General features: G+C 63.4%; 19 protein-coding genes, 3 tRNA genes and 1 pseudogene. 14 read left to right on the top strand and 9 right to left on the bottom strand.

All coding sequences use genetic code 11. The annotated features are described in order from the left end of the window. The first annotated feature begins 155 nt into the window (after nt 1-155). Nucleotides 156-1169, top strand: a complete 1014-nt coding sequence (locus CL52_RS08620) for an AraC family transcriptional regulator (protein ID WP_043219853.1) — start codon at nt 156-158, stop codon at nt 1167-1169. 4 nt (nt 1170-1173) lie between these two features. Here the strand turns inward: CL52_RS08620 and CL52_RS08615 are convergent, their stop codons facing one another. Further along, nucleotides 1174-1809 carry a response regulator transcription factor gene (locus tag CL52_RS08615; RefSeq protein WP_043219850.1) on the bottom strand — a complete coding sequence of 212 codons (636 nt, stop codon included), beginning with the start codon at nt 1807-1809 and terminating at the stop codon, nt 1174-1176. Beyond that, complete coding sequence (locus CL52_RS08610) at nt 1806-4079, bottom strand: PAS domain-containing sensor histidine kinase (protein WP_143008623.1); 2274 nt, start codon at nt 4077-4079, stop codon at nt 1806-1808. The genes CL52_RS08615 and CL52_RS08610 overlap by 4 nt, the downstream gene beginning before the upstream one ends. Before the next feature lie 193 nt (nt 4080-4272). Here CL52_RS08610 and CL52_RS08605 point away from each other — a divergent pair, with 193 nt between their 5' ends. The 9 genes and pseudogenes from CL52_RS08605 to CL52_RS21430 all read left to right on the top strand — a co-directional run. Further along, on the top strand, nt 4273-5931 hold the full coding sequence (locus CL52_RS08605) for an acyl-CoA synthetase (protein WP_043219848.1): 1659 nt from the start codon (nt 4273-4275) through the stop codon (nt 5929-5931). Between the two features lie 108 nt (nt 5932-6039). Continuing rightward, nucleotides 6040-7413 carry a solute carrier family 23 protein gene (locus tag CL52_RS08600; protein ID WP_043219844.1) on the top strand — a complete coding sequence of 458 codons (1374 nt, stop codon included), beginning with the start codon at nt 6040-6042 and terminating at the stop codon, nt 7411-7413. Nucleotides 7414-7518: 105 nt separating this feature from the next. Next, on the top strand, nt 7519-8745 hold the full coding sequence (locus CL52_RS08595; RefSeq protein ID WP_043223035.1) for an OprD family porin: 1227 nt from the start codon (nt 7519-7521) through the stop codon (nt 8743-8745). A gap of 702 nt (nt 8746-9447) precedes the next feature. Continuing rightward, nucleotides 9448-10875 carry a hypothetical protein gene (locus CL52_RS08590; RefSeq protein WP_043223033.1) on the top strand — a complete coding sequence of 476 codons (1428 nt, stop codon included), beginning with the start codon at nt 9448-9450 and terminating at the stop codon, nt 10873-10875. 623 nt (nt 10876-11498) lie between these two features. Next, nucleotides 11499-11903: a hypothetical protein gene (locus CL52_RS08585; RefSeq protein WP_342006653.1), complete on the top strand. Its 405-nt coding sequence runs from the start codon at nt 11499-11501 to the stop codon at nt 11901-11903. Between the two features lie 189 nt (nt 11904-12092). Beyond that, the gene (locus tag CL52_RS08580) at nt 12093-12749 is read left to right on the top strand and encodes an ion channel (RefSeq protein WP_041105436.1); all 657 of its coding nucleotides are present in this window, start codon (nt 12093-12095) and stop codon (nt 12747-12749) included. Between the two features lie 259 nt (nt 12750-13008). Then, a complete protein-coding gene (locus CL52_RS08575; RefSeq protein ID WP_043219842.1) occupies nt 13009-14421 on the top strand; it encodes an ATPase domain-containing protein in 1413 nt (470 codons plus the stop codon). 21 nt (nt 14422-14442) lie between these two features. Further along, nucleotides 14443-14817 (top strand): response regulator, encoded by a 375-nt coding sequence (locus CL52_RS08570; protein WP_041105434.1) that lies wholly within the window; start codon nt 14443-14445, stop codon nt 14815-14817. A gap of 174 nt (nt 14818-14991) precedes the next feature. Further along, nucleotides 14992-15856 (top strand): annotated as a pseudogene (locus CL52_RS21430) (IS3 family transposase); the annotation flags it as partial. A gap of 92 nt (nt 15857-15948) precedes the next feature. Here the strand turns inward: CL52_RS21430 and CL52_RS08565 are convergent. From CL52_RS08565 to CL52_RS08555, 3 genes are all read right to left on the bottom strand, one after another. After that, a tRNA-Leu gene (locus CL52_RS08565) sits at nt 15949-16033 on the bottom strand. Nucleotides 16034-16087: 54 nt separating this feature from the next. Continuing rightward, a tRNA-His gene (locus CL52_RS08560) sits at nt 16088-16163 on the bottom strand. A 30-nt stretch (nt 16164-16193) separates the two neighbouring features. Next, nucleotides 16194-16270: transfer RNA gene (locus CL52_RS08555), tRNA-Arg, on the bottom strand. A gap of 268 nt (nt 16271-16538) precedes the next feature. On the opposite strand from CL52_RS08555, the gene folD reads away from it, so the two are divergent. Beyond that, a complete protein-coding gene (gene folD, locus CL52_RS08550) occupies nt 16539-17393 on the top strand; it encodes a bifunctional methylenetetrahydrofolate dehydrogenase/methenyltetrahydrofolate cyclohydrolase FolD (protein ID WP_043219839.1) in 855 nt (284 codons plus the stop codon). A 57-nt stretch (nt 17394-17450) separates the two neighbouring features. Here folD and cysS read toward each other — a convergent pair whose 3' ends face one another. Both cysS and CL52_RS08540 read right to left on the bottom strand, forming a co-directional pair. Then, on the bottom strand, nt 17451-18836 hold the full coding sequence (gene cysS / locus CL52_RS08545; RefSeq protein WP_043219837.1) for a cysteine--tRNA ligase: 1386 nt from the start codon (nt 18834-18836) through the stop codon (nt 17451-17453). Between the two features lie 3 nt (nt 18837-18839). Further along, nucleotides 18840-20510: a glutamine--tRNA ligase/YqeY domain fusion protein gene (locus tag CL52_RS08540; protein WP_043223027.1), complete on the bottom strand. Its 1671-nt coding sequence runs from the start codon at nt 20508-20510 to the stop codon at nt 18840-18842. A 159-nt stretch (nt 20511-20669) separates the two neighbouring features. Here CL52_RS08540 and CL52_RS08535 point away from each other — a divergent pair, with 159 nt between their 5' ends. Both CL52_RS08535 and lpxH read left to right on the top strand, forming a co-directional pair. Continuing rightward, entirely contained in the window at nt 20670-21164 is a 495-nt protein-coding gene (locus CL52_RS08535) for a peptidylprolyl isomerase (protein ID WP_041105431.1), read from the top strand. Then, nucleotides 21161-21883: a UDP-2,3-diacylglucosamine diphosphatase gene (gene lpxH / locus CL52_RS08530; protein ID WP_043219835.1), complete on the top strand. Its 723-nt coding sequence runs from the start codon at nt 21161-21163 to the stop codon at nt 21881-21883. Before CL52_RS08535 ends, lpxH begins: the two co-directional genes overlap by 4 nt. Before the next feature lies 1 nt (nt 21884). Here lpxH and CL52_RS08525 read toward each other — a convergent pair whose 3' ends face one another. After that, nucleotides 21885-22490, bottom strand: coding sequence for a MiaE family protein (locus tag CL52_RS08525; protein WP_041105429.1), 606 nt, complete (start codon nt 22488-22490; stop codon nt 21885-21887). Nucleotides 22491-22666: 176 nt separating this feature from the next. Here CL52_RS08525 and uspL point away from each other — a divergent pair, with 176 nt between their 5' ends. Further along, complete coding sequence (gene uspL / locus CL52_RS08520) at nt 22667-23527, top strand: universal stress protein UspL (RefSeq protein WP_043223025.1); 861 nt, start codon at nt 22667-22669, stop codon at nt 23525-23527. Nucleotides 23528-23542: 15 nt separating this feature from the next. On the opposite strand, the gene CL52_RS08515 is transcribed toward uspL, so the two are convergent. Further along, complete coding sequence (locus CL52_RS08515; protein WP_041105428.1) at nt 23543-24019, bottom strand: DUF1289 domain-containing protein; 477 nt, start codon at nt 24017-24019, stop codon at nt 23543-23545. Nucleotides 24020-24334 lie beyond the last annotated feature (315 nt).

The raw sequence follows: 24334 nt of genomic DNA, 5'->3' as shown, positions 1-24334 counted from the left end.
CGCGAAGGAACGGCCTCGAGCCGGCCATTGCACCAGCCGAGCACGTCGCCGCTCGCTTGTTCGTAAAGCGCTGCTAGCTTCGCCGTTCACGCAGGCGCCAGCCATAACCAAAGCTGACTAATACTTGACATAAACGGACAATCCGAGAGCCTCACATGTCTTACGAGGGCTACAGCATTTCGGTCCACTTCGCCTGTAGCGCCATCAAGGCGGCGCAGCGCAGTGGGCTCGACGAACAGGCGTTGCTGCAGGAAGCCGGCATCGGCCAGCGCTTGCTCGACAACGCGCAGATGCGCATGACCTCACTGCAGTTCAGCCGACTGATGCTGGCGCTATGGCGCGTCGGCGACGACGAATTCATGGGCCTTGCGTCCTACCGTAGCCGCCACGGTGTGTTCGCCCTGATGGCCCGCCAGGTCATCGGCTGCCGTCACCTGGCCTCGGTCTATTACCGAATGGCGCGCTTTTACAATCTGGTCAACGATTCGCTGCGTCTGGAGCTGACCGCCGATGGCGGGCAAACCGCTTTCGTGATGCGCCTGGCCGATCCGGAGCGTGATTCGGAGCATCTCTTGCGGGAAGTATTCATGCTGCTCTGGCATCGTTTCGCCAGCTGGCTGGTGGGCCAGCGCATCGGATTGCGGGAGGTGCACTTCGACTACCCGCAACCGGCCAACCATGCCGAGTACAGGCTGATGTTTCCCTGCCCGGCACGCTTCTCGATGCCCGATTGCCGCCTGGTGCTCGACCCTCAATGCCTGGACATGCCGGTGGTCCAGACGCCCGCCACGCTGCGTGAACACCTGCGGCGGGCGCCGCTGGAATGGTTCACCCGCCCGTCCTACCAGGCCACCTTCACGCGCAGCGTCAGTGACCTGTTCCAACACGATGGCGCATTCAGGGACCTCGGTATCGAGGCCGCGGCAGAGGCGCTGCATATCACCGAGCGCACGCTGCGGCGGCGTCTTGCCCTCGAAGGTGTCCGCTTCCAGGCGCTCAAGGATGGCCTGCGCCGCGACCTGGCCATCCACTACCTCAGCCAGGCAGGGCTGCCGATCAGTGAAATCGCCCAGCGTCTCGGCTTCTCCGAACCTTCGGCTTTCACCCGTGCCTTTCGCCAGTGGACCGGCGACAGCCCACGCGCCTATCGGGAAGCGGCGCGGGCCTGAACGCCTAGCCGCGCAAGCGCAGCGGATCCACCAGGCGTGCCGCGACGGCCATGCCGACCAGATCGGCCAGGCGCTCGGCCTGCATGCGCTTCATCACCCGGGACCGATAGAGGTCGACGGTCTTGATGCTGATGTCGAGCTGGCGAGCGATTTCCTTGGTGGTGTAGCCCTGCACCAGCGGCAGCAGTACATCGCGCTCTCGCGGCGTCAGGCTATCCAGGCGGGCCTGCAGGCTGACGTGCTCGCCGGTGCCGCCGGCACGTTCCTGACGACTGAGCGCCTGCTGCACGCTATCGAGCAGCAATTGCTCGTTGTAGGGCTTCTCGATGAAATCCACCGCGCCGGCCTTGAATGCGCGAACCACGATAGGCACATCGGCGTGGCCACTGACGAAGATCACGGGCAACTGCAGCCCGCGCGCGCGCATGGCCTCCTGAACCTGCAGACCGCCCATACCCGGCATCCTGACGTCCAACAGCACGCAGGCGTTATCCACGCCATTGCAGGCTTCGAGAAACTCCCGCCCGCCGGTGAACGGCCTGGCAGACAACCCCACCGACTCCAGTAGCCAGACCGTCGAGTCGAGCATGCCCTGGTCGTCGTCGACGATATACACCACCTGCTCGTGAGCATCGCTCATCCGCGTTCCTCTGTTGTTATTGTCTTGATCGGCAGGCGACAGCGCATGCACAGTCCTCCGTTCTCGCCCGGCTGGCCCTGCAACGCGCCGCCAAACCCCTCGATGATGCTGCGGCTCATCGGCAACCCGAGCCCGAGACCGTCCGGCTTGCGGGTAAAGAACGGCGTAAAGGCCTGCTCGAGTTCCTGCTCATCCAACCCACGGCCCTGGTCCGCAACGGCCAGGACCACCTCATCGGCCTGTCGCTCGGCGCGCAATACGATACGCGACGGCTGCCCCGGGTGGGCTTCGCGGTTCGCTTCTATCGCATTGCGCAGGAGGTTGATCAAGACCTGCTCGAGCAGCACGCGGTCGGCATAGACCCGTGGCAGGTCGGCGGCCAGCGCCTGCTCGACGGTCACCTGGGCGGCAGCGGTCTCCCACGCGCAGAGGCGCACCGCGTCGCGCGCGACCTCGGCGACATCGAGCGGCTGCATGCGCCGCTGCCCCTTGCGCAGGAACGCCCGCAAGCGCTTGATCACCTCCGAGGCATGGTTGGCGTGCTCGGTAATCCGCTCCAGGCCCTGGGCCACCCGCTCGGCTGCTTGCGGATTCTGCCCCAGGCTCTGCAGGTAGCGCTGGCTGGCGCTGGCGTAGTTGACCACTGCTGCGAGCGGCTGGTTGATCTCATGCGCGATGCCGGAAGCCAGCTCGCCAAGGGTGATGAGGCGCCCCGTATGCGCCAGCTCGTCCTGGTGGCGCCGCTGCTGCGCCTCACGCAGCTCACGCTCGCTCATGTCGCGGGCCACCAGCGAGTAATAACGCTCGCCGCCGGTCGTCCGATGCGCCAGCAGCACGAGGGAAATCGGCACCGAGGCACCGCCGTCCTGCGCGAGCAGACGCGAATCGCAGCTCCAGACGCCCTCGCGCTCGGCGGTCGTGCGGCCGGTTCCATGCAGCAGCGCCAGTACCTCGGTATCGAACAGCGCGTCGAGTGCCGGCATCTGCCCATCCTGCAGACGCAGCGTTCGCCTTGCCGCCGGATTGAGATAGGTCACCCGCCCCTCGGCATCGATGAACAACACCAGGTCAGTGTTTACTTCCACCACCTCGGCCAGCCGCCGGCGGTTCTCTTCGGCCTGCACCCGCGCGGTGATGTCGCGCGACACGCTGACCACCTCGACCACCGCGCCGGTATAGGTCTCGCGGATGGCATGGCTGGCGGTCTCGAACCACAGGTAGTGACCGTCCCGATGGCGCACCCGGTAGGTCATGGTGTGATAGCCGTCCACCTCCAGCGCGTCGCGGCTGCGCGCCGGCAACTGGGCCCGGTCTTCGGGGTGGAACAGTGTTTCCACCAGCTGGCCACGCAACTGCTCCGGCCAATAGCCGAGCAGCCGCCAGGCCGCTGGCGAGGCGTCGAGAAAGCGTCCATCGGGCGCGTGCCGGGAGATCAGGTCGGTGGTGTTTTCGGTGATCAGCCGATACAGGCGCCGGGCGCGTGCCGCATCCCGCTCGGCCAGGACCTGTGCGGTCGCCTCTCGACAGCGCGCGAGCACCCGGTTCTGCGCGGGATCGGGAACAAAGGTCCAGATCAGGATGCGCTGATCGTATTCGGCCTCCACCCCTTCGATAGCCCGTTGCTGCGCCAGACAAGCGCCGACCAGCGCGGCGTGATTGACGGGCAGAAAGCGCAGCAGCTCATCCAGAGGGCGATCGGCCAGCAGCGCCAGCAGGGCAGCGTTCAGCTCGACGGGATGCGCGTGCTCGTCCAGCAGCAGGCTCGGTTGCGGATCCAGGCCGAGCAACGGCGACTGACGCGCCAGGCCGCTCGCGCATGCGAGCAGGCTCAGCAACAGCTCGCGTACCCAGCTCAGCGAGCAGGGACCGACATCGCCATCGGTGGCAAGCAACAACAATCCGGGTACGGCTTCATCCAGATCCAGCGCCAGCACGGCGCCCTGAACGATACCTGCCCGGCGCAGGCGGCCGGCAAGCCAGCAGTCCAGCCCACGGACAACGGCGAGGTCGAGCAGGCCCTCGCCGCCGAGCCGCTCATGCAGCAGGCGATCACTGGCCTGCAGCGGATCACCCAGGCCGGGAGGCAGCTGTGCGCCACTGCCCTCATGGGTGTAGATGCCGGCACCGGCCTGCCAGGTCATGTAGTACGCCTGGCGTACCCCGGCGCAGCCGCGCAGCACCCGGCACAGGGCATCGGCGCGCGCGTCGAGTGCTACCTGTTCACGCTGCAGACGCAGCCAGGTGTGAAGGCGAACGGGAGTTGTGCTCATAAGCAATCCGTCTGAAAGGTTGGCCGGGAGAAACCCCCTGGCCCGCACGGAAATAAATATAGGAGTATTACCATATTCGCCCAGCAATACTTCCATATGCCTTCCGACTGATCTATAAGATTTGCAAGCCGCCCGGGCGAAGCTCCCAGGCGATGCAGAACAAGAGCTAATAATCAGCCAAGTGGTGTCTTGCATGACCATCTATGAACAGGGCCTTGCGCCCGCCGCAGTCAACCATGTTGCCCTCAGCCCGCTCAGCTTCATCGAGCGCACCGCCAGCGTTTATCCCGATTACCCCGCCGTGATCCACGGTTCGATCCGTCGCACCTGGGCCGAAACCTACATGCGCTGCCGACGCCTGGCCTCTGCGTTGGCCGGGCGTGGTATCGGCAAGGGCGATACCGTCGCGGTGATGCTGCCCAATATCCCCTCGATGCTCGAGGCCCATTTTGCCGTGCCCATGATCGGAGCGGTGCTCAATACGCTCAATGTACGCCTGGATGCCGAAGCCATTGCCTTCATGCTGCAGCATGGCGAGGCCCGGGTATTGATCGCCGACCGCGAGTTCGCCTCGGTCGTGCGCGCGGCCGTCGGGATGCTCGATCACCCGCCGCTCGTGATCGATGTGGACGACCCCGAGTACGGCGAAGGCGAGCCGGTTTCCAGCCTCGACTACGAGGCGCTGCTCGCCGAAGGCGACCCGGCGTTCGCCTGGCAGTGGCCGGAAGACGAGTGGCAGGCGATCAGCCTCAACTACACCTCCGGCACCACCGGCAACCCCAAGGGCGTGGTCTATCACCACCGCGGCGCCTATCTGAACGCGCTGGGCAACCAGATGACCTGGGCGATGGGCAACCATCCGGTCTATCTCTGGACGCTGCCGATGTTCCATTGCAACGGCTGGTGCTACCCCTGGACGATTACCGCGCTGGCCGGCGTCCATGTGTTCCTGCGCCGCGTCGACCCGCAGAAGATTCTAGGGCTGATTCGCGAGCATCAGGTCACTCACCTGTGTGGCGCGCCGATCGTGCTCAATGCGCTGGTCAACATGCCCGCTTCGGCCAAAGCCGCCATCGACCACCCCGTGCACGCCATGGTCGCCGGCGCCGCGCCGCCGGCCAAGGTGATCGGCGCAGTCGAGGAAATGGGCATCAAGGTGACGCATGTCTACGGCCTGACCGAAGTCTATGGGCCGGTCACCATCTGCGCCTGGCATGCCGAATGGGACGAGCGCCCTCTAGAGGAGCGCGCGGAAATCAAGGCACGCCAGGGCGTGCGCTACCCGACCCTGGAAGGGCTGATGGTGGCCGATCCCAAAACCCTGGAGCCGACCCCGCGCGACGGCCAGACCATCGGCGAGATCTTCATGCGCGGCAACACGGTGATGAAGGGTTACCTGAAGAACCCCAGTGCAACGGCCGAAGCGTTCGAAGGTGGCTGGTTCCATACCGGCGACCTGGCCGTCTGCCACCCGGACGGCTACGTGGAGATCAAGGATCGGCTCAAGGACATCATCATTTCCGGCGGGGAGAACATTTCCACCATCGAACTCGAAGGTGTGCTGTACCGCCATCCTGCCGTGCTGGAAGCTGCCGTGGTGGCTCGACCGGATGAGAAATGGGGCGAAACCCCCTGCGCCTTCATCAACCTCAAGGCCGATCACCAGGCCGTCGACGAAGACGCCATCATCAGTTTCTGCCGCGAGCACCTGGCCTCGTTCAAGGTGCCACGCACCGTCATATTCGGGGCGCTGCCCAAGACCTCGACCGGCAAGATCCAGAAGTACGTCCTGCGCGAACGGGCACGCGACCTGTCGCCACCCCAGGCTGCACCTCTGCGCAATCTGGCCTGACCCCGCTTTTTTCTGCCTGGTACTGCCATCCCGTTGCAGGGATGGCGGCTGCCGGCGGCATCCGTTCACAACAACAAGAAGGCGCCACGCGGCGCCAACGGAGGCTCCATGCAACTGTACAAACGTAACGACGGCGACGAACAACCCTGCTGGAAGGCCGGACCGTTCAAGCTTCGCCTGCCTTTCGTGCACTACCGCTGGGAAACCGCGGAGATGCTCCAGGCGCTGATCATGTTCGTGGTCAGCCTGGGCATGATCCCGCTGTTGGAGAAATACCTCGGCCTGCCCTACGACGTGGCGCTGGCCTACGTGGTGGTGTGCGGCATCGGTTTCATGCTGCCGGCGTTGCTCGGCGTGCCGCTGGTGCCGGGCTGGATCACCCCCGGCATCCCGGTGGTGCTGCTGTTTCTCGGCAACTTCGAGCCGGGGCCGGAGGCGATCCGCGCGCTGTTCACGTTGCAGATCCTGGTTTGCGTCATCTTCTTTTTGCTCGGGGTCACGCGCCTGGGCAGCGTGATGGTGCGCATCGTGCCCAACTCGATGAAGGGCGGGATCATCATCGGCGCCGGCATCGCCGCGCTGATCGGCGAGATCGAGACCGGCGGGCGCCTGGCCAACACGCCGATCTCGCTGGTGCTGGGCAGCCTGATCTGCCTGTACCTGATGTTCTCGGTGTCGTTCCGCGGGCTCACCGAGCGGGTGCCGCTGGCGCGCAAGATCGTCAACTACGGCATGGTCCCGGGGATGATCGTGGCCATCGTCGCCGGTATCGCGGTGGGCGAGTACAGGATGCCGGACGTGCGCTTCGGCATCACCGCGCCGGCTTTCGACCAGCTCTGGCAGTACCTGCCCTTCACCGCCGGCTTCCCCGACGCCCAGGTGTTCATGCTGGCGGTGCCCACCGCGGTGATCGCCTACATCATCGCCTTCGGCGACATCATCGTCGGCCAGTCGCTGATGCAGCGCGCCGACGAGCTGCGCACCGACGAGAAGATCGAGATCAACGTCGACCGCATCCACCTGGTCTGCGCCATCCGCAACGCCCTGCATGCCTTCTTCGCGCCCTACCCGGGCCTGGCCGGCCCGCTGTGGACGGCGGTCGCGGCGACCATGGCCGAGCGCTACAAGTACGGCCGCAAGGCGATGGAGTCGATCTACAGCGGCGCCGGCACCTTCTGGATCACCGGCTTTCTCGCGCTGTTCGTCCTGCCGCTGGTGAGCTTCTTCCAGCCGGTGCTGCCGATCGCCCTGTCGCTGACGCTGATCCTCACCGGCTACATCTGCCTGATGGTCGGCTTCGAGCAGCTCAACAACAACGCCGAACGCGGTATCGCCGGCACCATGGGCGTGGTGCTGGCGGTGTACGGCGCGGGCTGGGGCCTGGCGGCCGGCGCCGTGCTGTACCTGCTGATCGAGCGCACCCACCTGCTGCGCTTCGCCTCCCCCGGGGTGCGCGCCCAGCGCCCCAGCGAAGCCGAGTGATTTCCGGCCGCCGGCAACGGCGGCCCCCTCCCCGGAACCTCCCGCCATCGGCATGCACGGCCGATGCGGGCGGCTGCACCCAACAACAAGAAAAAGGACACCGCCATGACGCTCACCTCCCGCCACCTGTTGCTCGCCGGCCCCGCCTGCGCCGCCTTCGTCGAGGACAGCAAGGCCCAGCTGGACCTGACCAACTTCTACTTCAACCGCGACTTCCGCGACCCTGGCGCCGCCCAGTCCAAGGCCGACGAATGGGCCCAGGGCTTCGCGCTGAAGATCGAGTCCGGCTACACCGAGGGGCCGGTCGGTGTCGGCCTGGACGTCCTCGGCCTGCTCGGCGTCAAGCTCGACTCCAGCCCCGACCGCACCGGCACCGGCATCCTCAAGAGCGACCGCGAGGCGCCCTTCCGCGCCCAGGACGAGTACGGCGAACTGGGCCTGACCGGCAAGCTGCGGGTGTCCCGGACCACCGTCCACGGCGGCACCCTGCAGCCGCTGCTACCGGTGCTGATGCGCAACTACAGCCGCCTGCTGCCGCAGACCTTCCGCGGCGCCTGGCTGAACAGCCGCGAGTGGGACGGGCTGACCCTCGACGCCGGCTGGCTGGGCGCGGTGAACCAGCGCAATTCCTCGGACTACGAGGACATGACCGTCTTCAACGGCGGCGCCCGCAATATCGAGCTTGGCCAGGCTGCCAGCGACCGCTTCCTGTTCGGCGGCGGCAGCTACCAGTGGACGCCGGCGCTGACCACCAGCTACTACGCCGCCGAATTGCAGGACCTCTACCGCGAGCACAACCTGCGCCTGCTGCACGTTCTGCCGCTGGGCGAGCAACAGAGCCTGAAGACCGACCTGCGCTACCTGCGCTCGACCGACGCCGGCAACAGCAACATCGATGCCCATACCTTCGCGGCGATCCTCAGCTATCGCCTGCGTCACCACACGTTCAGCGCCAGCTACCAGCAACTGGACGGCGACACCGGCTACGCCTACATCGCCGGCTCCGACAACTTCCTGCCGCACCTCTCGCAGGTCCAGGACTTCGGCAACGAGGACGAGCGCTCCTGGCAGCTGCGCTATGACTACGACTTTGCCGGCCTCGGCCTGCCTGGGCTGTCTTTCATGACGCGCTACACGAAGGGAAGCAACATCCAACTGCAGAACGACAACGGTAATGAATGGGAGCGCAACACCGACATCGCCTACGTTGCCCAGGACGGCCCCTTCAAGGGGCTGGGCATCAAGCTGCGCAATGCCACGGTACGCTCCGACTTCGGCAGCGATATCGACGAGAACCGGCTCATCCTGAGCTACAGCTTGCAGCTGCGCTAGCCGGCGCCTGGTGCGCTCAGTCGCCGCGCAGAACGGATCTTCGGCCACCGTGGCCGTCGGCAGATCTGCGCGGCGACTTCACCAGGACGGCTTGCGCCCTGTTGGCGCCCTTGGTGCACCCTTTGCCGTGAGCCTGCGGTACAGACCAGCCAGGAACGAAAAGGCCCGTCGCTGCGCGGCCTTTGTTACATGGCGCGGTAACGAGGTGCTCGTTGCGTACACCTGGGCTCAGTGGGAACACGCTGGGAACGGTCACATCTGCCCTGCACCAGACATGCGAAAGCCCCGGAATACGGAGCTTTCGGCTTACTGCATGGTGCGACGGAGGACTCGAACTGACCGACCAGGCTGCTGAGCTTGCAGGTAGATGTTTTACGTTCCGTCCAACTGGGACCAATCTTGGGACACCAATCTAAACGGTGGAATCCAACGCAAGCTGTCTTTGCCCCTGCTGGCTTGAACGGCAGCCCCAGCGCATCACTCGCCTTCCATGCTTCGCCAGATGTCTGGCCAAAGCGCGCATATCAGCTGCATGCCCGAAGATCGGCTGGGGGTTCGGAGCTGACGCCGATGGCGCGGCGACGGGAATTTGAGCAACGGGCGGCCTGGATATAGCCTCGCCCGAACATAAGCCTGCTACTCGGCGTACCGCCCAGCGGAAGCTTGGTAAGCTGGCTGCGTTCCACGGTCATTGGGGGTTTTGTGTTTTCACTCAAGCGCAAAGGTGATTTCCGCCTGCAACTGACCCGCACGCTGAAGCAGCCTGGACGGCACAAGATCGAGCTGTATCTGTTCACTCCGCACGAAAGCAATCTGTCGGCATGGACCCTGTCGGAAGAGCAGTTCTTCTTTAAGGCGCTGACGCACAGTTTCGGGCTGATGGGCATGCCATCGAAGGACCGCCTCATCAAGGCCGACCATTCCTTCGTCCTGCTCTCTCCGCACTACGAAATCATGTATGGCTCCTGGTTCTTCCAGTACCAGGCTTCGATGGAGCGGCTGCGCCAGCAGATGCTCACGTCCGGGGCGGTGGCAGAGCCCGTCGCACGCGGCCTGCGGCTCAGCCAGAACTTCGCGCAACGTTTGCGCAGGTCCAGCCCGAAGCAGAGCAATCAGCAGCGCTACTTTCGTCAGATGGACGTCTATTTCTCATGGCATGCCGAGCAGTTCCTGCTGGAAAGCATGACCCTCGAGGGCTACGCAACCGTCGATGAAGAACTCAAGCAATCGGTGGCGGAATTCCTGCGCCAGGAACGTCGATACCGCAAGGAGCGCGAGTACCTGAGCGACTTCCACGGAACCCCGACACGGATATGGAACCGCATGGCGCTGTATCACCGGCTGCTGGAGTATCCGGTGATGTTGCGCTCGAAGGTCACAACGCTGGGGGCCGGCACCCACAAGCTGGTCAAGGCGATGTCGACGATGCTGATCATGTCGTTCTTCACCTACTTCCTGTTCAACGCGCGCGGCGCCAGCGAGAAACTCTCGCTCACGCTTCTGCTGGTGATCGCGCTGGTCTATGCCGTTCGCGACCTGCTGCGCGACGACATGATCACGGCCATCACCCGCAGACTGCGCAAAGGCAAGCCGCGCTGGAAGATTCGCTTGCTGATGCCCTACACCCGCAAGGTGCTCGCGCAGCAACGCGTCTGGCTCGACTATCGCAAGCTGCCCGATCTGCCACCGTTGGTTCGAGAACACTCCGGCAAGTGGGCGACCAACGAGGAGCGGCAAATCATCTGCTATCGCGTGCTGACGACCCTGGACAAGGCAGCACTGGAGCACGACGAAATTCGGGAGCGCCTCACCCTGGATTGCGAACAGCTTTGCGCAATGATCCAGGCGAGCCACAACAAGCTGTTTGCCCAGTCCGAAGGCGAGGATTCCGCCAGCGACGACGGCAAAGGTTCAGTCCAGGCCCACCCCATCGAGAAGCAACACGACTACAACCTGCTGCTGTTGCAGACCAATCCGGGCGAGCACTTTCCATCGGCCCAGCGCTGGCGCCTGAGGCTTGGCACCAACGGCATCGTGCAATGCGAAAGCAAGAAGGCCCACTGGCCTGAACCACCAGAGCTACAACGCTCCGCCTGGTATCGACTGGGCCGCCTGTGGCGATGGGGATGAACCCCTTTGCGGGCCTGCCCAGCCTGCCAGTCGGCCACCTTCTCTCATCGAGGCCCGGCGTAGGGCGCCTGGCGCCCGACGGCAGGCCAACGTCAGAACCATCGCGATGCCCATCACCAAAGGGCTCGTCGACGACGCCCACGCCTGCATTCGCACGCTGAGCCTGGGCTAGGCAAAGACCAGACTGGACGCCCCGCAGACCGTCTTCGTCGACATCCGGGACGTGCGAGCGCTGGAACGCGAGGGCATGTTCCCGAGCGCCCTTCATACCGCGCGGGGGATGCTGGAGTGCTCAGTCGCCCCCGGGAGCCCTTACGACAAGGATATCTTCGGCCCGGCAAGACATTCGTCCTGTACCGCGGCTCTGCCTGGCGCTCCAGTCTGGCGGCGACAACGCTACAGGACATGGGGCTGAGCCCGGATTGCCACATTGGCGGCGCTTCAAGGCCTGGAAGGACGCCGACCTGCCGGTGGTGGATAAGCCTCGCCGCGACAAAACCTGACGGACGGGCGCAAGGCGTACGCCCGGCAGGCGAAGTCGCCAGGCTTGAGTATGGTTATGTCGGAGCGAGTCATTCGTGGCACAATGCCACCACTCAGCCGCTCGGTGCAAAGATTGCGCTGTGCTGCTGCCGAGCCGTGATCGACCACCCTATCAACGCTACCGGACGGAATCGGAATTGAAGTACCACGGAAAGGACCCGCGCCAGTGCACTGCACTTCGTAACCACATCAATGCGCTGCTGGCAGACGGCGCCTCGCTGGTCGGCAGAGACCCGGTGAGGCTGGTTTACAAGGGACAGACACTGACCGTGCAGCACGGATTGTTGCTCAGCGAGCCAACGCCTGACGAATTGGTCGAGGCACTCAACGTGCTTGCCAAAGGCAATGATCGGGCGCGGGCCGCCGCGATCGAAACCTGCCTGAGGCATCTGGACGATGCGCTCGCGCCCTATCCCCCCTTTCGCTATCGAGACGTCGACATGAGCCATCTCTCGGATGACCTTGGGTCGATCTCTCGCTGGTAGCGTCATAGGCGAAGCGCTGACAGGCAGTCGGCCGGATAACCGCGCCGATCGATTTCTTTACCTCCGCTCAATGGCTCCTGCTGCCAAGTGTTCCTGAACTGCGATACTGTCGGCTCGTTGGCTCGCACAGTCGACCACATCTGCTGAGCATTGCGCTTGCCCTGACCTCCTCGACCGATCATGTCGCCCATGAACAGACCCTTGCTGAGCTATCTCGTCAGATACCCATCGGCCGGCCTGCTGTTCGTTCAGCTGCTGGGCATCCTGCTCTACCCGTTCATGGAAAATACGCCGCTCGGTCGCGCCGCTTTCGGCGCATTCGGTGTGGTGGTACTGGTTTCGGCGTTGCGGATCGTCAACCGCAGCCCGACGATTCATTCGGTCGCGTTCGTCCTGGCGGCTGCCATCCTCGTGCTCACGGTGGCGACCGAGCTCATGGCCATGCCGGAGCTGCGCCTGTTGTTGGTTACGCTGGAAGCCGCCTTCTACTTCTATGCCGCGGCGGGCCTCATTGGCTACATGATGGAGGATCAGCGCACCACGACAGACGAGCTGTTTGCCGTCGGCGCAACCTTTACATTGCTGGCCTGGGCGTTCGCCTATGCCTATGCGGCATGCCAACTGGTTGCCCCGGGCAGCTTCGTTGCCCAGCTGCGACCCGATGAGCCGAGGACCTGGCTCGAGCTGCTGTTTCTCAGCGTTACCGTGCTCTCCGGCGTCGGGCTCGGTGACATCCTGCCCCTGCGCCCCTTCGCCCGCGCGTTGGTGATGCTCGAGGAAATTGCCGGGCTGATGTACATCGCCCTGGTGGTATCACGAGTGATCGGGCTGACCATTCGCCGTTAGGCGCTAGGCCTTTTCGGCTCGTAGACAACGCACAAACAAGGCAACCTGAATGGCAGCTTAGCGTTTCGTTCGGACCGGCGTTTGCCGATAGCAGCTTTTTGTTGCACCCTGCATCGTTTACGTCGGCGTTCGTTCGTGACGACACGACCACCGGAAGCTTTCGATAGCATTCCGGCGCTGTCGAACCTGCGATGCCACCGCAGTGCCGAAGCACTGCGCGAAGCGATTCACCACGCCCTCATTCACTAGGCAGATTCACGTGATAGCACTCGAGCGCTTGGAAAGCGGTATCGATGGTCTCGACGCCATCACCCATGGCGGATTCGTTGCCGGGGCCGCCTATCTGATCCAGGGCCGCCCCGGTTCGGGCAAAACCATTCTTGCCAACCAGGTTGCCTTCCACCATACCGCCCAGGGCGGCAAGGTCATTTTTGCCTCGCTGCTTTCGGAGCCCCACGACCGACTGTTCCAGTATCTGTCGACGCTCAGCTTCTTCGACGCCGCGCAGATAGGCGCCGGTATGCTGTATGTCAGTGCCTTCGATACCCTCGAGAGCGACGGGCTGGACGAGGTGTTGAAGCTGTTGCGCCGCGAGATCTTGCGGCACAAGGCAACCTTGCTGGTACTCGACGGCCTGATGAACGTTCGAAGCCGTTCGGACACGCCGCTGAACACCAAGAAGTTCATCGCCGAATTGCAGGTCCATGCCAGTTTTGCCGGTTGCACGACACTGATGCTCACCAGCGCCGAGATCGACCATGGCAGCCCTGAGTTGACCATGGTCGACGGCGTATTCTCGCTCCAGGAAGAACGGGGCGGCATGCGCTCCTATCGGCGGCTCGGGGTGCACAAGTATCGGGGGTCCGGCTTTGCCGCCGGTGAGCACGATTACGAGATCACCGGCGACGGGATTGCCGTCTATCCGCGCATCGAAGCGCTATTGAGTCAGCCCACGGCGCCGATGGCGCTGGGCGAGCGGCTGGTCTCTACCGGAGTCGCCGGGCTGGACGCTGCGCTGGGCGGCGGAGTGCTCGAACGCAGCGCGACCCTCGTCATCGGCCCGTCTGGCGCCGGCAAGACGACCCTCGGCCTCAACTTCATGACCGGGGCGTCGCCGCAGGAGCGCAGCGCCTTCTTCGGCCTGGTCGAATCGCCCGAGCAACTGCTGAGAAAGTCCGATCAGCTGGACCTCGGCCTTCGAGCCGCGGCCGAGCACGGGTGGCTGGATTTTCATTGGCAGCCAACCACACAGTTTTTTCCCGACCAGGTCGCGCTGGCCGTGATCGACCAGGTGCGCGAGAAGCGCCTGTCTCGCATCGTGATCGACACCCTGGCCGCTCTCAAGCGCCCATGCGCGCGGCAGCGCCGGCAATTGGAGTTCACCAGCGCGCTGGTGAACGAGGTCCGCGCGCTGGGTGCAACAATGGTGGCGACGTGGGAGCTCAGCCACTTTCCGGGGGCCGATCCGACGGCTCCACCCGCCGAGCTTTGCAGCCTGTTCGACAATATCGTCCTGCTCGATTTCACCGAGGGGGCAGGCCCCAGCGAACCAACATTGAGGATCATCAAAAGACGCAATGGCGCATACGAGCGGCATATCCATTCCGCGCAGATCGGCCGAGGCGGCTACTCGACGACGCCCACCGGCACACCCACCCCGCAAGACCGCTAGCGGTCGAGAAGGCTTTACTCCATGACAACGGTCCTGGTGGTCGATGATGAATACCTGATTGTCGAGGTCCTGACCCTAGCGCTCGAAGACGCCGGTTTCATGGTGACCCAGGCAAGCAATGGCATGAAGGCCCTGGACGCCTTGCATCGTGAGGGGCCATCGCTGGTGGTATGCGATTACATGATGCCGCTAATGAACGGCCTGGAGCTGGCTACCGAAATTCGCAAACGCCCCGAATGGGCGCACCTTCCCATCGTGCTGATGAGCGGTGGCCATGCGGGTCTGGCGTCCCAGGCCCCTGGGCTTTTCGACCACATTCTGCAGAAGCCCTTCAATATCGCCCAATTCGTGGAGCTGGTAATCGAGCTGGTCGGCGATCCCCTCGGTTCAGGCTAGCCGGGTGCCGACTCGGACAGCGAGCTGAGCCGGTTCGGCAGCGGGGTTGTCCTTGCCGTAAGACGCTCGCTGACAAGCTATCAGCACTGCGCGCACAGAGTAGAGGCAAGCAGTGCCCTCAACCTGCACCGCCGATAGAAAACGCCTACTCGCCCAACCGATCCGTGCCGGTCGCGGACGGCCCGAGAGGGCACGGTACGGCTGGTGTGCAGGTGTCTGAAGGTTTCTGCCAGCAGCTATTACGCCTGGCAGCATCGCGAGCCAAGCCCACGTGCCCAAGAGAATGCGCGCCTCGAGGACAGCCGTGGGGGGTGATCTGAGCGCCACGGATGCACGAGGATCTGCCCGACGAGGGCACGAAACCGTCGGCCTGAACCGCGCTGCTCGCCTGATGGCCGCCGAGCGAATTCAAGGCTGGCCACGTCGGAAGCGGCGTGACTCCGAAGAGTTACCAACGGCCGTCCAGCTGGCGTGAAAAGCCTGCTGAATCGCGATCTCAGCCCCTAGAGCCGGAACGTAAGCGGGTCACGGATATAACGGAGATCGCCACATGGGAGGGCAAGCTGTTTCTTTGCGTGGTGCTCGATCTGTACAACAAGCTGGTGGTCGGTTGGTCGGTGCATCACCGTCAGGATCGGCAGAGGGTGATCCGAGCGGTGGAAATGGCGATCTGGCAACGCCAGGACAGATCCTGCATTCGGATCGCAGCAGCCAATCACCAGTGCTGACTACCAGCGTTTTCTGAATCGCAACGCTGGTCTGCAGCACGAGTGCAGTCGGGCATTGCGGCGACAACGCAGCCTGAAGGCTTCTTCGGTCAGCTGAAACGGGAGCGCGTTGCCCGTCAGTCTTATCAAACCCGAGATGAAGTACGGGCGGATTTATTCGACTACATCGAGCGGTTTCATAACCCACGAATGCGTCTTAGAGTCGTCCGCAAGATTTGAGGTTTTCAGCCTTTTTCAAACCGTCCGTGGGAATGGTTAGAACCCGGACACACCTAGAGCAGCCTGACCCACGCTGGGATGGTAGGTTCTAAGGGAAGCTGAGAGTGAAGAGGCACAAAAAAGCCCCTATGACGGGGCTTTCGGAGATTCCCGATTCCTTCTGAAAGGCCTCGAAATCATATGATGGTGCGGACGGAGAGACTCGAACTCTCACACCTTGCGGCGCCAGAACCTAAATCTGGTGTGTCTACCAATTTCACCACGTCCGCATAAACGGGGACTAAAACGAAAACGCCAGGCTATTGCCTGGCGCTTCTGGAATATGGGGTGGACGATGGGAATCGAACCCACGACACCAGGAGCCACAATCCTGTGCTCTACCAACTGAGCTACGCCCACCATATTTCATTGCTTGTGCCAGACACCAAATGGCGCACCCGGCAGGACTCGAACCTGCGACCATCCGCTTAGAAGGCGGATGCTCTATCCAGCTGAGCTACGGGCGCTTTATCTGCAATCTTTGCGGAGCGCAGACTTGAAGCTCCGGCTACCGAGGACTTCCTCGATGAGCCATCTTACCCAGCAGCAGGCTGTGCTCGACAAGCGGGGCGCATGTTATAGAGCCCCTGTACGCCCGTCAACAGCGCCAGCGAAAAATATTCAGCAAGATAAAGGAGTTACAGGCTCATCCGGCGGCGGCGCCTTTGCCGGCCCGGCAAGCCGTGCGAGAATGCCGCTCCTTTTTAATCCCTTCCCGATGGTTAACCAAGCGTCATGACCGCACAACTGATCGACGGTAAAACGATCGCCGCCACTATCCGCCAAGGTATCGCCAGCCGCGTGGCCGAGCGCCGCAACCAGGGGCTGCGCGTCCCCGGGCTCGCGGTGATTCTGGTAGGCACCGATCCGGCATCCCAGGTATATGTCGCGCACAAGCGCAAGGACTGCGAGGAAGTCGGCTTCAAGTCGATTGCCCATGACCTGCCGGCCGACACCCGCCAGGACGAGCTCCTCGCCTTGATCGATCAGCTCAACGATGACGCCGAGATCGACGGCATCCTGGTTCAGCTGCCGCTACCGGCCCACCTGGATGCCTCGCAGCTGCTCGAGCGGATTCGCCCGGACAAGGACGTGGACGGCTTCCATCCCTACAACGTCGGCCGCCTGGCCCAGCGCATGCCACTGCTGCGCCCCTGCACCCCCAAGGGCATCATGGCGCTGCTGGAGAGCACCGGCGTCGATCTGCACGGCCTCGACGCCGTCGTCGTTGGCGCCTCGAACATTGTCGGCCGGCCGATGGCGCTGGAACTGCTGCTCGCCGGCTGCACCACGACCGTGACCCATCGCTTCACGCAGAACCTGGAAAGCCATGTCCGCCGTGCCGACCTGGTCGTCGTTGCGGTCGGCAAGCCGGGGCTGGTCAAGGGTGAATGGATCAAGCCCGGCGCCATCGTGATCGACGTGGGCATCAATCGCCTCGCCGATGGTCGCCTGGTCGGCGATGTCGACTTCGCCATTGCTGCCGAGCGCGCCAGCTGGATCACGCCGGTCCCAGGCGGAGTCGGCCCGATGACCCGCGCCTGCTTGCTGGAGAACACGCTGCACGCGGCCGAGAAGCTGCACGCCTGAGTTGCAGCGGAAACGAAAAACGGCACCTGGTGGTGCCGTTTTTCATTCGAGCTCGAACTAGTCGGCCAGACGCCAAGTCGTGCCGCCCTTGCCGTCTTCGAGCACCACGCCCATGGCGCCGAGCTGGTCACGGATGCGGTCGGATTCGGCCCAGTTCTTCTCGGCTCGTGCAGCCAGGCGCGCAGCTATCAATGCCTCCACCTCGCCCGCATCGACCTTGCCCGCAGCGCCCGCTTGCAGGAAAGCCTCGGGCTCCAGCTGCAGCACGCCGAGCACACCGGCCAACTCCTTGAGACGCGCAGCCAGAGCGGCTGCAGCCTGCAGGTCCGATTCGCGCAGGCGGTTGACCTCACGAACCATATCGAACAGTACCGCACAGGCTTCCGGCGAGTTGAAGTCGTCATCCATCGCCGCGCCGAAGCGCTCGACGAAGGTTTCGCCACCGGCAGGGGTCGCTTCCGGCAGCCCCTTGAGGCCGTTGTAGAAGCGCTCCAGCGCGCCCTTGGCCTCGCGCAGGCTGTCCTCGGAGTAGTTGATCGGGCTGCGGTAGTGACTGGACACCAAGAGGTAGCGCACCACCTCGGGATGGTATTTCTCCAGCACCTCGCGGATGGTGAAGAAGTTGCCCAGGCTCTTGGACATCTTCTCGCCGTCGACGCGCACCGCGCCGGCATGCATCCAGGCGTTGGCGTAGGGCTTGCCAGTGGCCGCCTCGCTCTGCGCGATCTCGTTCTCGTGATGCGGAAACACCAGGTCCGGACCACCGCCGTGGATATCGAAGGTGTCGCCCAGGCAGCAGGTGGACATCACCGAGCATTCGATGTGCCAGCCCGGTCGGCCCGGCCCCCAGGGCGATTCCCAGCTCGGCTCGCCCGGCTTGGCGCCCTTCCATAGCACGAAGTCGAGCGGATCTTCCTTGGCTTCGTCGACCTCGATGCGCGCACCGATCTTCAGGTCATCGATCTTGCGGCGCGACAGCTTGCCGTAGCCCGCGAACTTGCCGACCCGGTAGTAGACGTCACCGTTGCCCGGGGCGTAGGCATACCCCTTGTCGATCAGGGTCTGGATCATCGCGTGCATGCCCGCGATGTGGTCGGTGGCGCGCGGCTCGATGTCCGGGCGCAGCACGTTTAGACGCGCCTCGTCCTCGTGCATGGCGGCGATCATCCGGCCGACCAGATCCTGGAACGACTCGCCATTCTCGCTGGCGCGCTTGATGATCTTGTCGTCGATGTCGGTGATATTGCGCACGTAGGTCAGCTCATAGCCGCGATGGCGCAGCCAGCGGGCGACCACGTCGAAGGCCACCATCACCCGCGCATGGCCGATGTGGCAGTAGTCGTATACGGTCATGCCGCACACGTACATGCGTACCTTGTTATCGACCAGAGGCGTAAAGACATCCTTGCTCTTGCTAAGGGTGTTGTAGATCGACAGCGCCATGGATCAGGCTCCCCAGGAGTCGCGCAGCGTAACGGTGCGGTTGAACACCGGCGCGCCCGGTTTCGAATCCTTCAGGTCGGCGCAGAAGTAGCCCTCGCGCTCGAACTGGAAGCGCTCTTCCGGGGCGGCATCGGCCAGCGACGGCTCGGCGCGGCAGCCCTTGAGCACCACCAGGGAGTCCGGGTTGATGTTGTCGAGGAAGCTGCCGCCCTCCTCGTCGGTCTTCTCCGGGTTGGCGGCCTTGAACAGGCGGTCGTAGAGGCGTACCTCGCACTCGACGCTCTCGGCAGCCGGTACCCAGTGGATCACGCCCTTGACCTTGCGCCCTTCGGGGTTCTTGCCCAGGGTGTTCTCGTCGTAGGAGCAGCGCAGCTCGACGATATTGCCCTGCTCGTCCTTCACCGCCTCGTCGGCGCGGATCACGTAGCTGCCGCGCAGGCGCACCTCGCCACCGGGGATCAGGCGCTTGTAGCCGGCCGGTGGGGTTTCTTCGAAATCGCTGGCGTCGATGTAGAGCTCGCGGGAAAACGGCAGCACTCGCACGCCCATGTCCTGCTTGGGATGGCGCGGCAGCTCGAGCTTCTCGACCTGGCCCTCCGGATAGTTGGTGATCACCACCTTGAGCGGCTTGAGCACGCACATGGCGCGTGCGGCATTGGCATCGAGATCCTCGCGGATGGCGAACTCGAGCATGCCGATGTCGACCACGCCGCCGGCACGGTTGACACCGATCATGTCGCAGAAGGTGCGGATCGACGCGGGGGTATAACCGCGGCGACGGTAGCCGGACAGCGTCGACATGCGCGGGTCGTCCCAGCCGGATACGTGCTTCTCATCGACCAGTTGCTTGAGCTTGCGCTTGCTGGTGATGGTGTAGTTCAGGTTCAGCCGGGCGAATTCGTACTGACGCGGCTGAGCCGGCACCGGCAGGTTGGCGAGGAACCACTCGTACAGCGGACGGTGGTCCTCGAACTCCAGGGTGCAGATCGAGTGGGTGATGCCCTCGATGGCGTCCGACTGCCCGTGGGTGAAGTCATAGCTGGGGTAGATGCACCACTTGTCGCCGGTCTGGTGGTGATGGGCGTGGCGGATGCGGTAGAGGATAGGATCGCGCAGGTTGATGTTCGGCGATGCCATGTCGATCTTCGCGCGCAGCGACTTGGCGCCGTCCGGGAACTCACCAGCCTTCATGCGGGCGAATAGGTCGAGGTTCTCTTCGACGGAACGGTCGCGGTAGGGGCTGTTCTTGCCAGGCTCGGTGAGACTGCCGCGGTAGGCGCGCATTTGCTCGGCATTGAGATCGCAGACAAAGGCCTTGCCGGCCTGGATCAGATGAATCGCCCATTCATGCAACTGGTCGAAATAATCGGAGGCGTAGCGCTCCTGGCCGGCCCACTTGAAGCCCAGCCATTCGACGTCGGCCTTGATCGCGTCGATGTATTCCTGGTCTTCCTTGGCCGGGTTGGTGTCGTCGAAGCGCAAGTTGCACTCGCCGCCGAATTCCTGGGCCAGGCCGAAGTTCAGGCAGATGCTCTTTGCATGGCCGATGTGCAGGTAGCCGTTGGGCTCTGGCGGAAAGCGCGTGATGATCTTGGTGTGCTTGCCGCTGTCCAGATCGGCCTGGACGATGGGACGCAGGAAGTTGGCGGCTTTTTCGACGGTAGGCTTGCTCATGGTGTCCTTGAATGTCTGCAATGCGGCTCAGGGTAGGCCGGCCAAAACAAAGGGCTTATCATAACGGACCCGTCAACCCCCTGACAGAGCAATGCGCCGCGCCTGGTTGACGCCTCTGCCGTTCGCCCGCCTTGCAACCATCGACTACGGAAACTTCCCATGATCAAACTGCAGACCAATTTCGGTGACATCGTCCTCAAGCTCTTCGAGGACAAGGCTCCGGAAACCACGGCCAACTTCAAGGAATACGTCAAGAGCGGCCACTATGACGGCACCGTCTTCCACCGTGTGATCAGCAACTTCATGATCCAGGGCGGCGGCTTCGAGCCCGGCATGAAGCAGAAGGCGACGCGCAAGCCGATCAAGAACGAAGCCAACAACGGCCTTTCCAACAAGACCGGCACCATCGCCATGGCCCGCACCATGGAGCCGCATTCGGCTTCTGCGCAGTTCTTCATCAACGTGAAGGACAACGACTTCCTCGACCACAGCGCACCGACCGTACAGGGCTGGGGTTACGCCGTATTCGGCGAGGTCGTCGAGGGCATGGACGTGGTGGAAAAGATCAAGAATGTGCCCACCACCATGAAGTCCGGTCACCAGGACGTGCCGGTCGACGACGTGGTGATCGAGAAGGCCGAGATCATCGAGTGATCCTGTTCATTTCCGATCTGCACCTGCAAGAGGAGCGCCCGGATATCACCCGGGCGTTTCTTCATTTCCTCGAGGAACGCGCGCCCGGTGCGCAGGCGCTTTACATACTCGGCGACTTCTTCGAGGTGTGGATCGGCGATGATGGCATGAGCGACTTCCAGCGCTCGATTGCCATGGCCTTGGCAAAGCTCGCCCAGAGCGGCACCCAGGTCTATCTGATGCACGGCAACCGTGACTTTCTGCTCGGACGGGCGTTCTGCCGACTGGCCCGCTGCCAGTTGCTCAAGGACCCGACAGTCATCGAGCTGAACGGCCATCGCGTGCTGCTAAGCCACGGCGATGCGTTTTGCACCCACGATCACGCCTACATGCGCATGCGGCGCTGGCTACGCAATCCGCTGAGCCTCATGCTGCTGCGCAATCTGCCGCTGGCAGCCCGCCAGAAGCTCGCGCGCAAGTTACGCAACGAAAGCCGCGCTCAGACCCGCCTGAAGGCAGCGGAAATCGTCGATGTCACGCCCGCGGAAGTGCTGCGCGCCATGCGCAGGCATCGGGTCGACACCTTGATCCATGGCCATACGCATCGGCCGGCGGAGCATCTTCTGGAGCTCGACGGCAGGCCGGCGCGGCGAATCGTGCTCGGTGACTGGGATGCTCGCGGCTGGGCGCTGGAGGCCGACCGCAACGGCCTGCGACTGGCCGACTTCGCGCTGACCTGAATCAGGCCGCCTGCGGCACTCCGCTGTGGAAGCGAAACTCGCAGTCGGCACTTTCGACCAACTCACGCTCGCGCTCTCGTACTCTGAGGATCGTCGCATCGACGTCCGCGGCCTCACCGTACTGATATGCGAGTTTGAGGTAATCCTGGAAATGTCGCGCCTCCGACTTCAGCAGCCCGTGATAGAACTTGCCGAGCTCCTCGTCCAGATGCGGAACCAGCCGGGCAAAGCGCTCGCATGAGCGCGCCTCGATGAAAGCGCCGATTACCAGCGTATCGGTCAGCCGAAACGGCTCATGGTTGCGTACCAATTCGCGCAAGCCGGCGGCATAGCGGGAAGAGCTGACGTTGCGCAGCGGGATGCCGCGCCGCCGAAGAATCGCCAGCACCTGCTCGAAATGTCGCAGCTCTTCGCGAGCCAGCCGCGACATCTTGTTTTGCAGGTCCGGCTTGTCGACATAGCGAAACATCAGCTGAAACGCCGTGCCCGCAGCCTTCTTCTCGCAGTTGCCGTGATCGATCAGCATCACGTCCTGGTTGGCGAGTGCAGCAACGACCCAGGCGTCCGGCGTCGAGCAGCCGAGAAATTCGTTCAAATCAGAAAACATGGCGAACTCGTCGTATTCATAGGCGTGATAGGCAGGCGCTGACCATCGCGACGGCCGGCAGCGGCGGGCATTATACGAATGCGTCGCGCGGCGGCCAGTGCTGCTTGACATGCGTCAGGAGCCAGGCGCGGCGATCAACTATAGTGAACGCCCAGCACACGGAAACGGAGCCGATCATGCTAGCCATTCGCTGCATCCTCGTGGTAGTCGACCCCAAACTGCCGGAATCGCTTGCCCTGAAGCGCGCCCACCTGATCGCCAGCGTCAGCCAGTCGCGGCTCCACCTGCTGGTCTGCGACGGCAAGCATGACCATAGCGCCCATCTGGAGTCGCTCCGCACGCAACTGGAAGCCGAGGGGCACAACGTTTCCGTGCAACAGGCATGGAATGACAGTCCACACCAGACGATCATCAATGTGCAGCAGGCCGAGGGCTGCGGCCTGGTGATCAAGCAACACGTCCCGGACAACCCTCTCAAGCGGGCCCTGCTCACGCCGGACGACTGGAAACTGCTGCGCTACTGCCCCTGCCCCGTCCTCATGGTGAAGACGGACAAACCCTGGCGCGGCGGCAAAATCCTCGCAGCAGTGGACGTCGGCAACTCCGACGAAGAGCACCGCACGCTGCACGCGACCATCGTCAACCATGGTTACGAAATCGCCGAACTGGCCGATGGCTCGCTGCACGTACTGAGCGCACACCCCTCTCCCATGCTTTCGGCAGCCGATCCGACCTTCCAGTTGAAGGAAACGATCGAAGCGCGCTACCGCGAAGCGTGCAAGCGCTTCCAGACCGAATACGAGATCACCGACGAGCGCCTGCACATCGAGGAAGGGCCCGCCGATGCGCTGATCCCTCGCGTGTGCCATCAACTCAACGCGGTGGTGACCATCATCGGCACGGTCGCGCGGACGGGTTTTTCCGGCGCGCTGATGGGTAACACGGCCGAGGTTGTGCTGGATGCCCTGGAAAGCGACGTGCTGGTGCTCAAGCCGGACGAGATCATCGACCATCTGGAGCAAGTTGTCAGACACTGACGCGGGGCCATACCGTCAAACGCGGATATCGGCACCTTCGCTGAGAAATCGCGGTGCGATGTAGCGATCGTAATGCGCCTGCGACAGCAGGAAAAACTCACGATCGATCGCATCGCGCAGCTGCGGCAATGGCCAGTCGCGAAATTCGGGCAGCAGTGCCACACCGTATGCCTCGAGCTGCTGGATCAGCCGGGCGCCGCGAGCTATCAGCTGATAGGCCCAGCAATACTCCGACTGGTCGGCGACAAAACGGATGCCTCTCGCCTCGAGCTGCGCTCTTAGCCGCTGTGCATCGAACACCTCGAGCTTGGCTGCCATGACCTGGGCCAGCAGTGCCTCCAGCCGGCGCCAGACGGCGCGCTTCTCCTCGGAGCCGTACGCGTTCCAGTTGATCACTTCGTGGTGGAACCGCTTGCAGCCACGACAGACCAGATCGCCGTAGACGGTCGAGCAAAGCCCGACGCAAGGAGTTTTGATTCGCTGATCCGACATAGAAGACAGGCACGCTGAAACCGGCCGGCATCTTAGACTTTTGTCCTAACGAGGTCACCTGCCAAGGTATTGGCAGGAGGCCCGAAATACAGCGCAATCCGCATCATCGCTGGGCTGGAGCAGCGCGACAAAAAAACCACTGGCATTCTCGCAGAACGCCGCGCCACGGGCTTTCGACTTAACTTTGCCGGCCCGTTCCTTTAGAATCCCTCCGCCGTTTTAGGCGCCATAGTCCACAAGAAGCTGTTTTCAAAGCGTCACGAGCACAGTTCATGCGGCCGCTGGGCCGGATGCGCAGACCCCCCTCCTGCCGTC

Origin of the sequence: Stutzerimonas balearica DSM 6083 (genome assembly GCF_000818015.1) — a bacterium.
Classification (GTDB): domain Bacteria; phylum Pseudomonadota; class Gammaproteobacteria; order Pseudomonadales; family Pseudomonadaceae; genus Stutzerimonas; species Stutzerimonas balearica.
The sequence above is the reverse complement of the archived record's forward strand: the minus strand, read 5'-3'. Positions and strand labels throughout refer to the sequence as shown.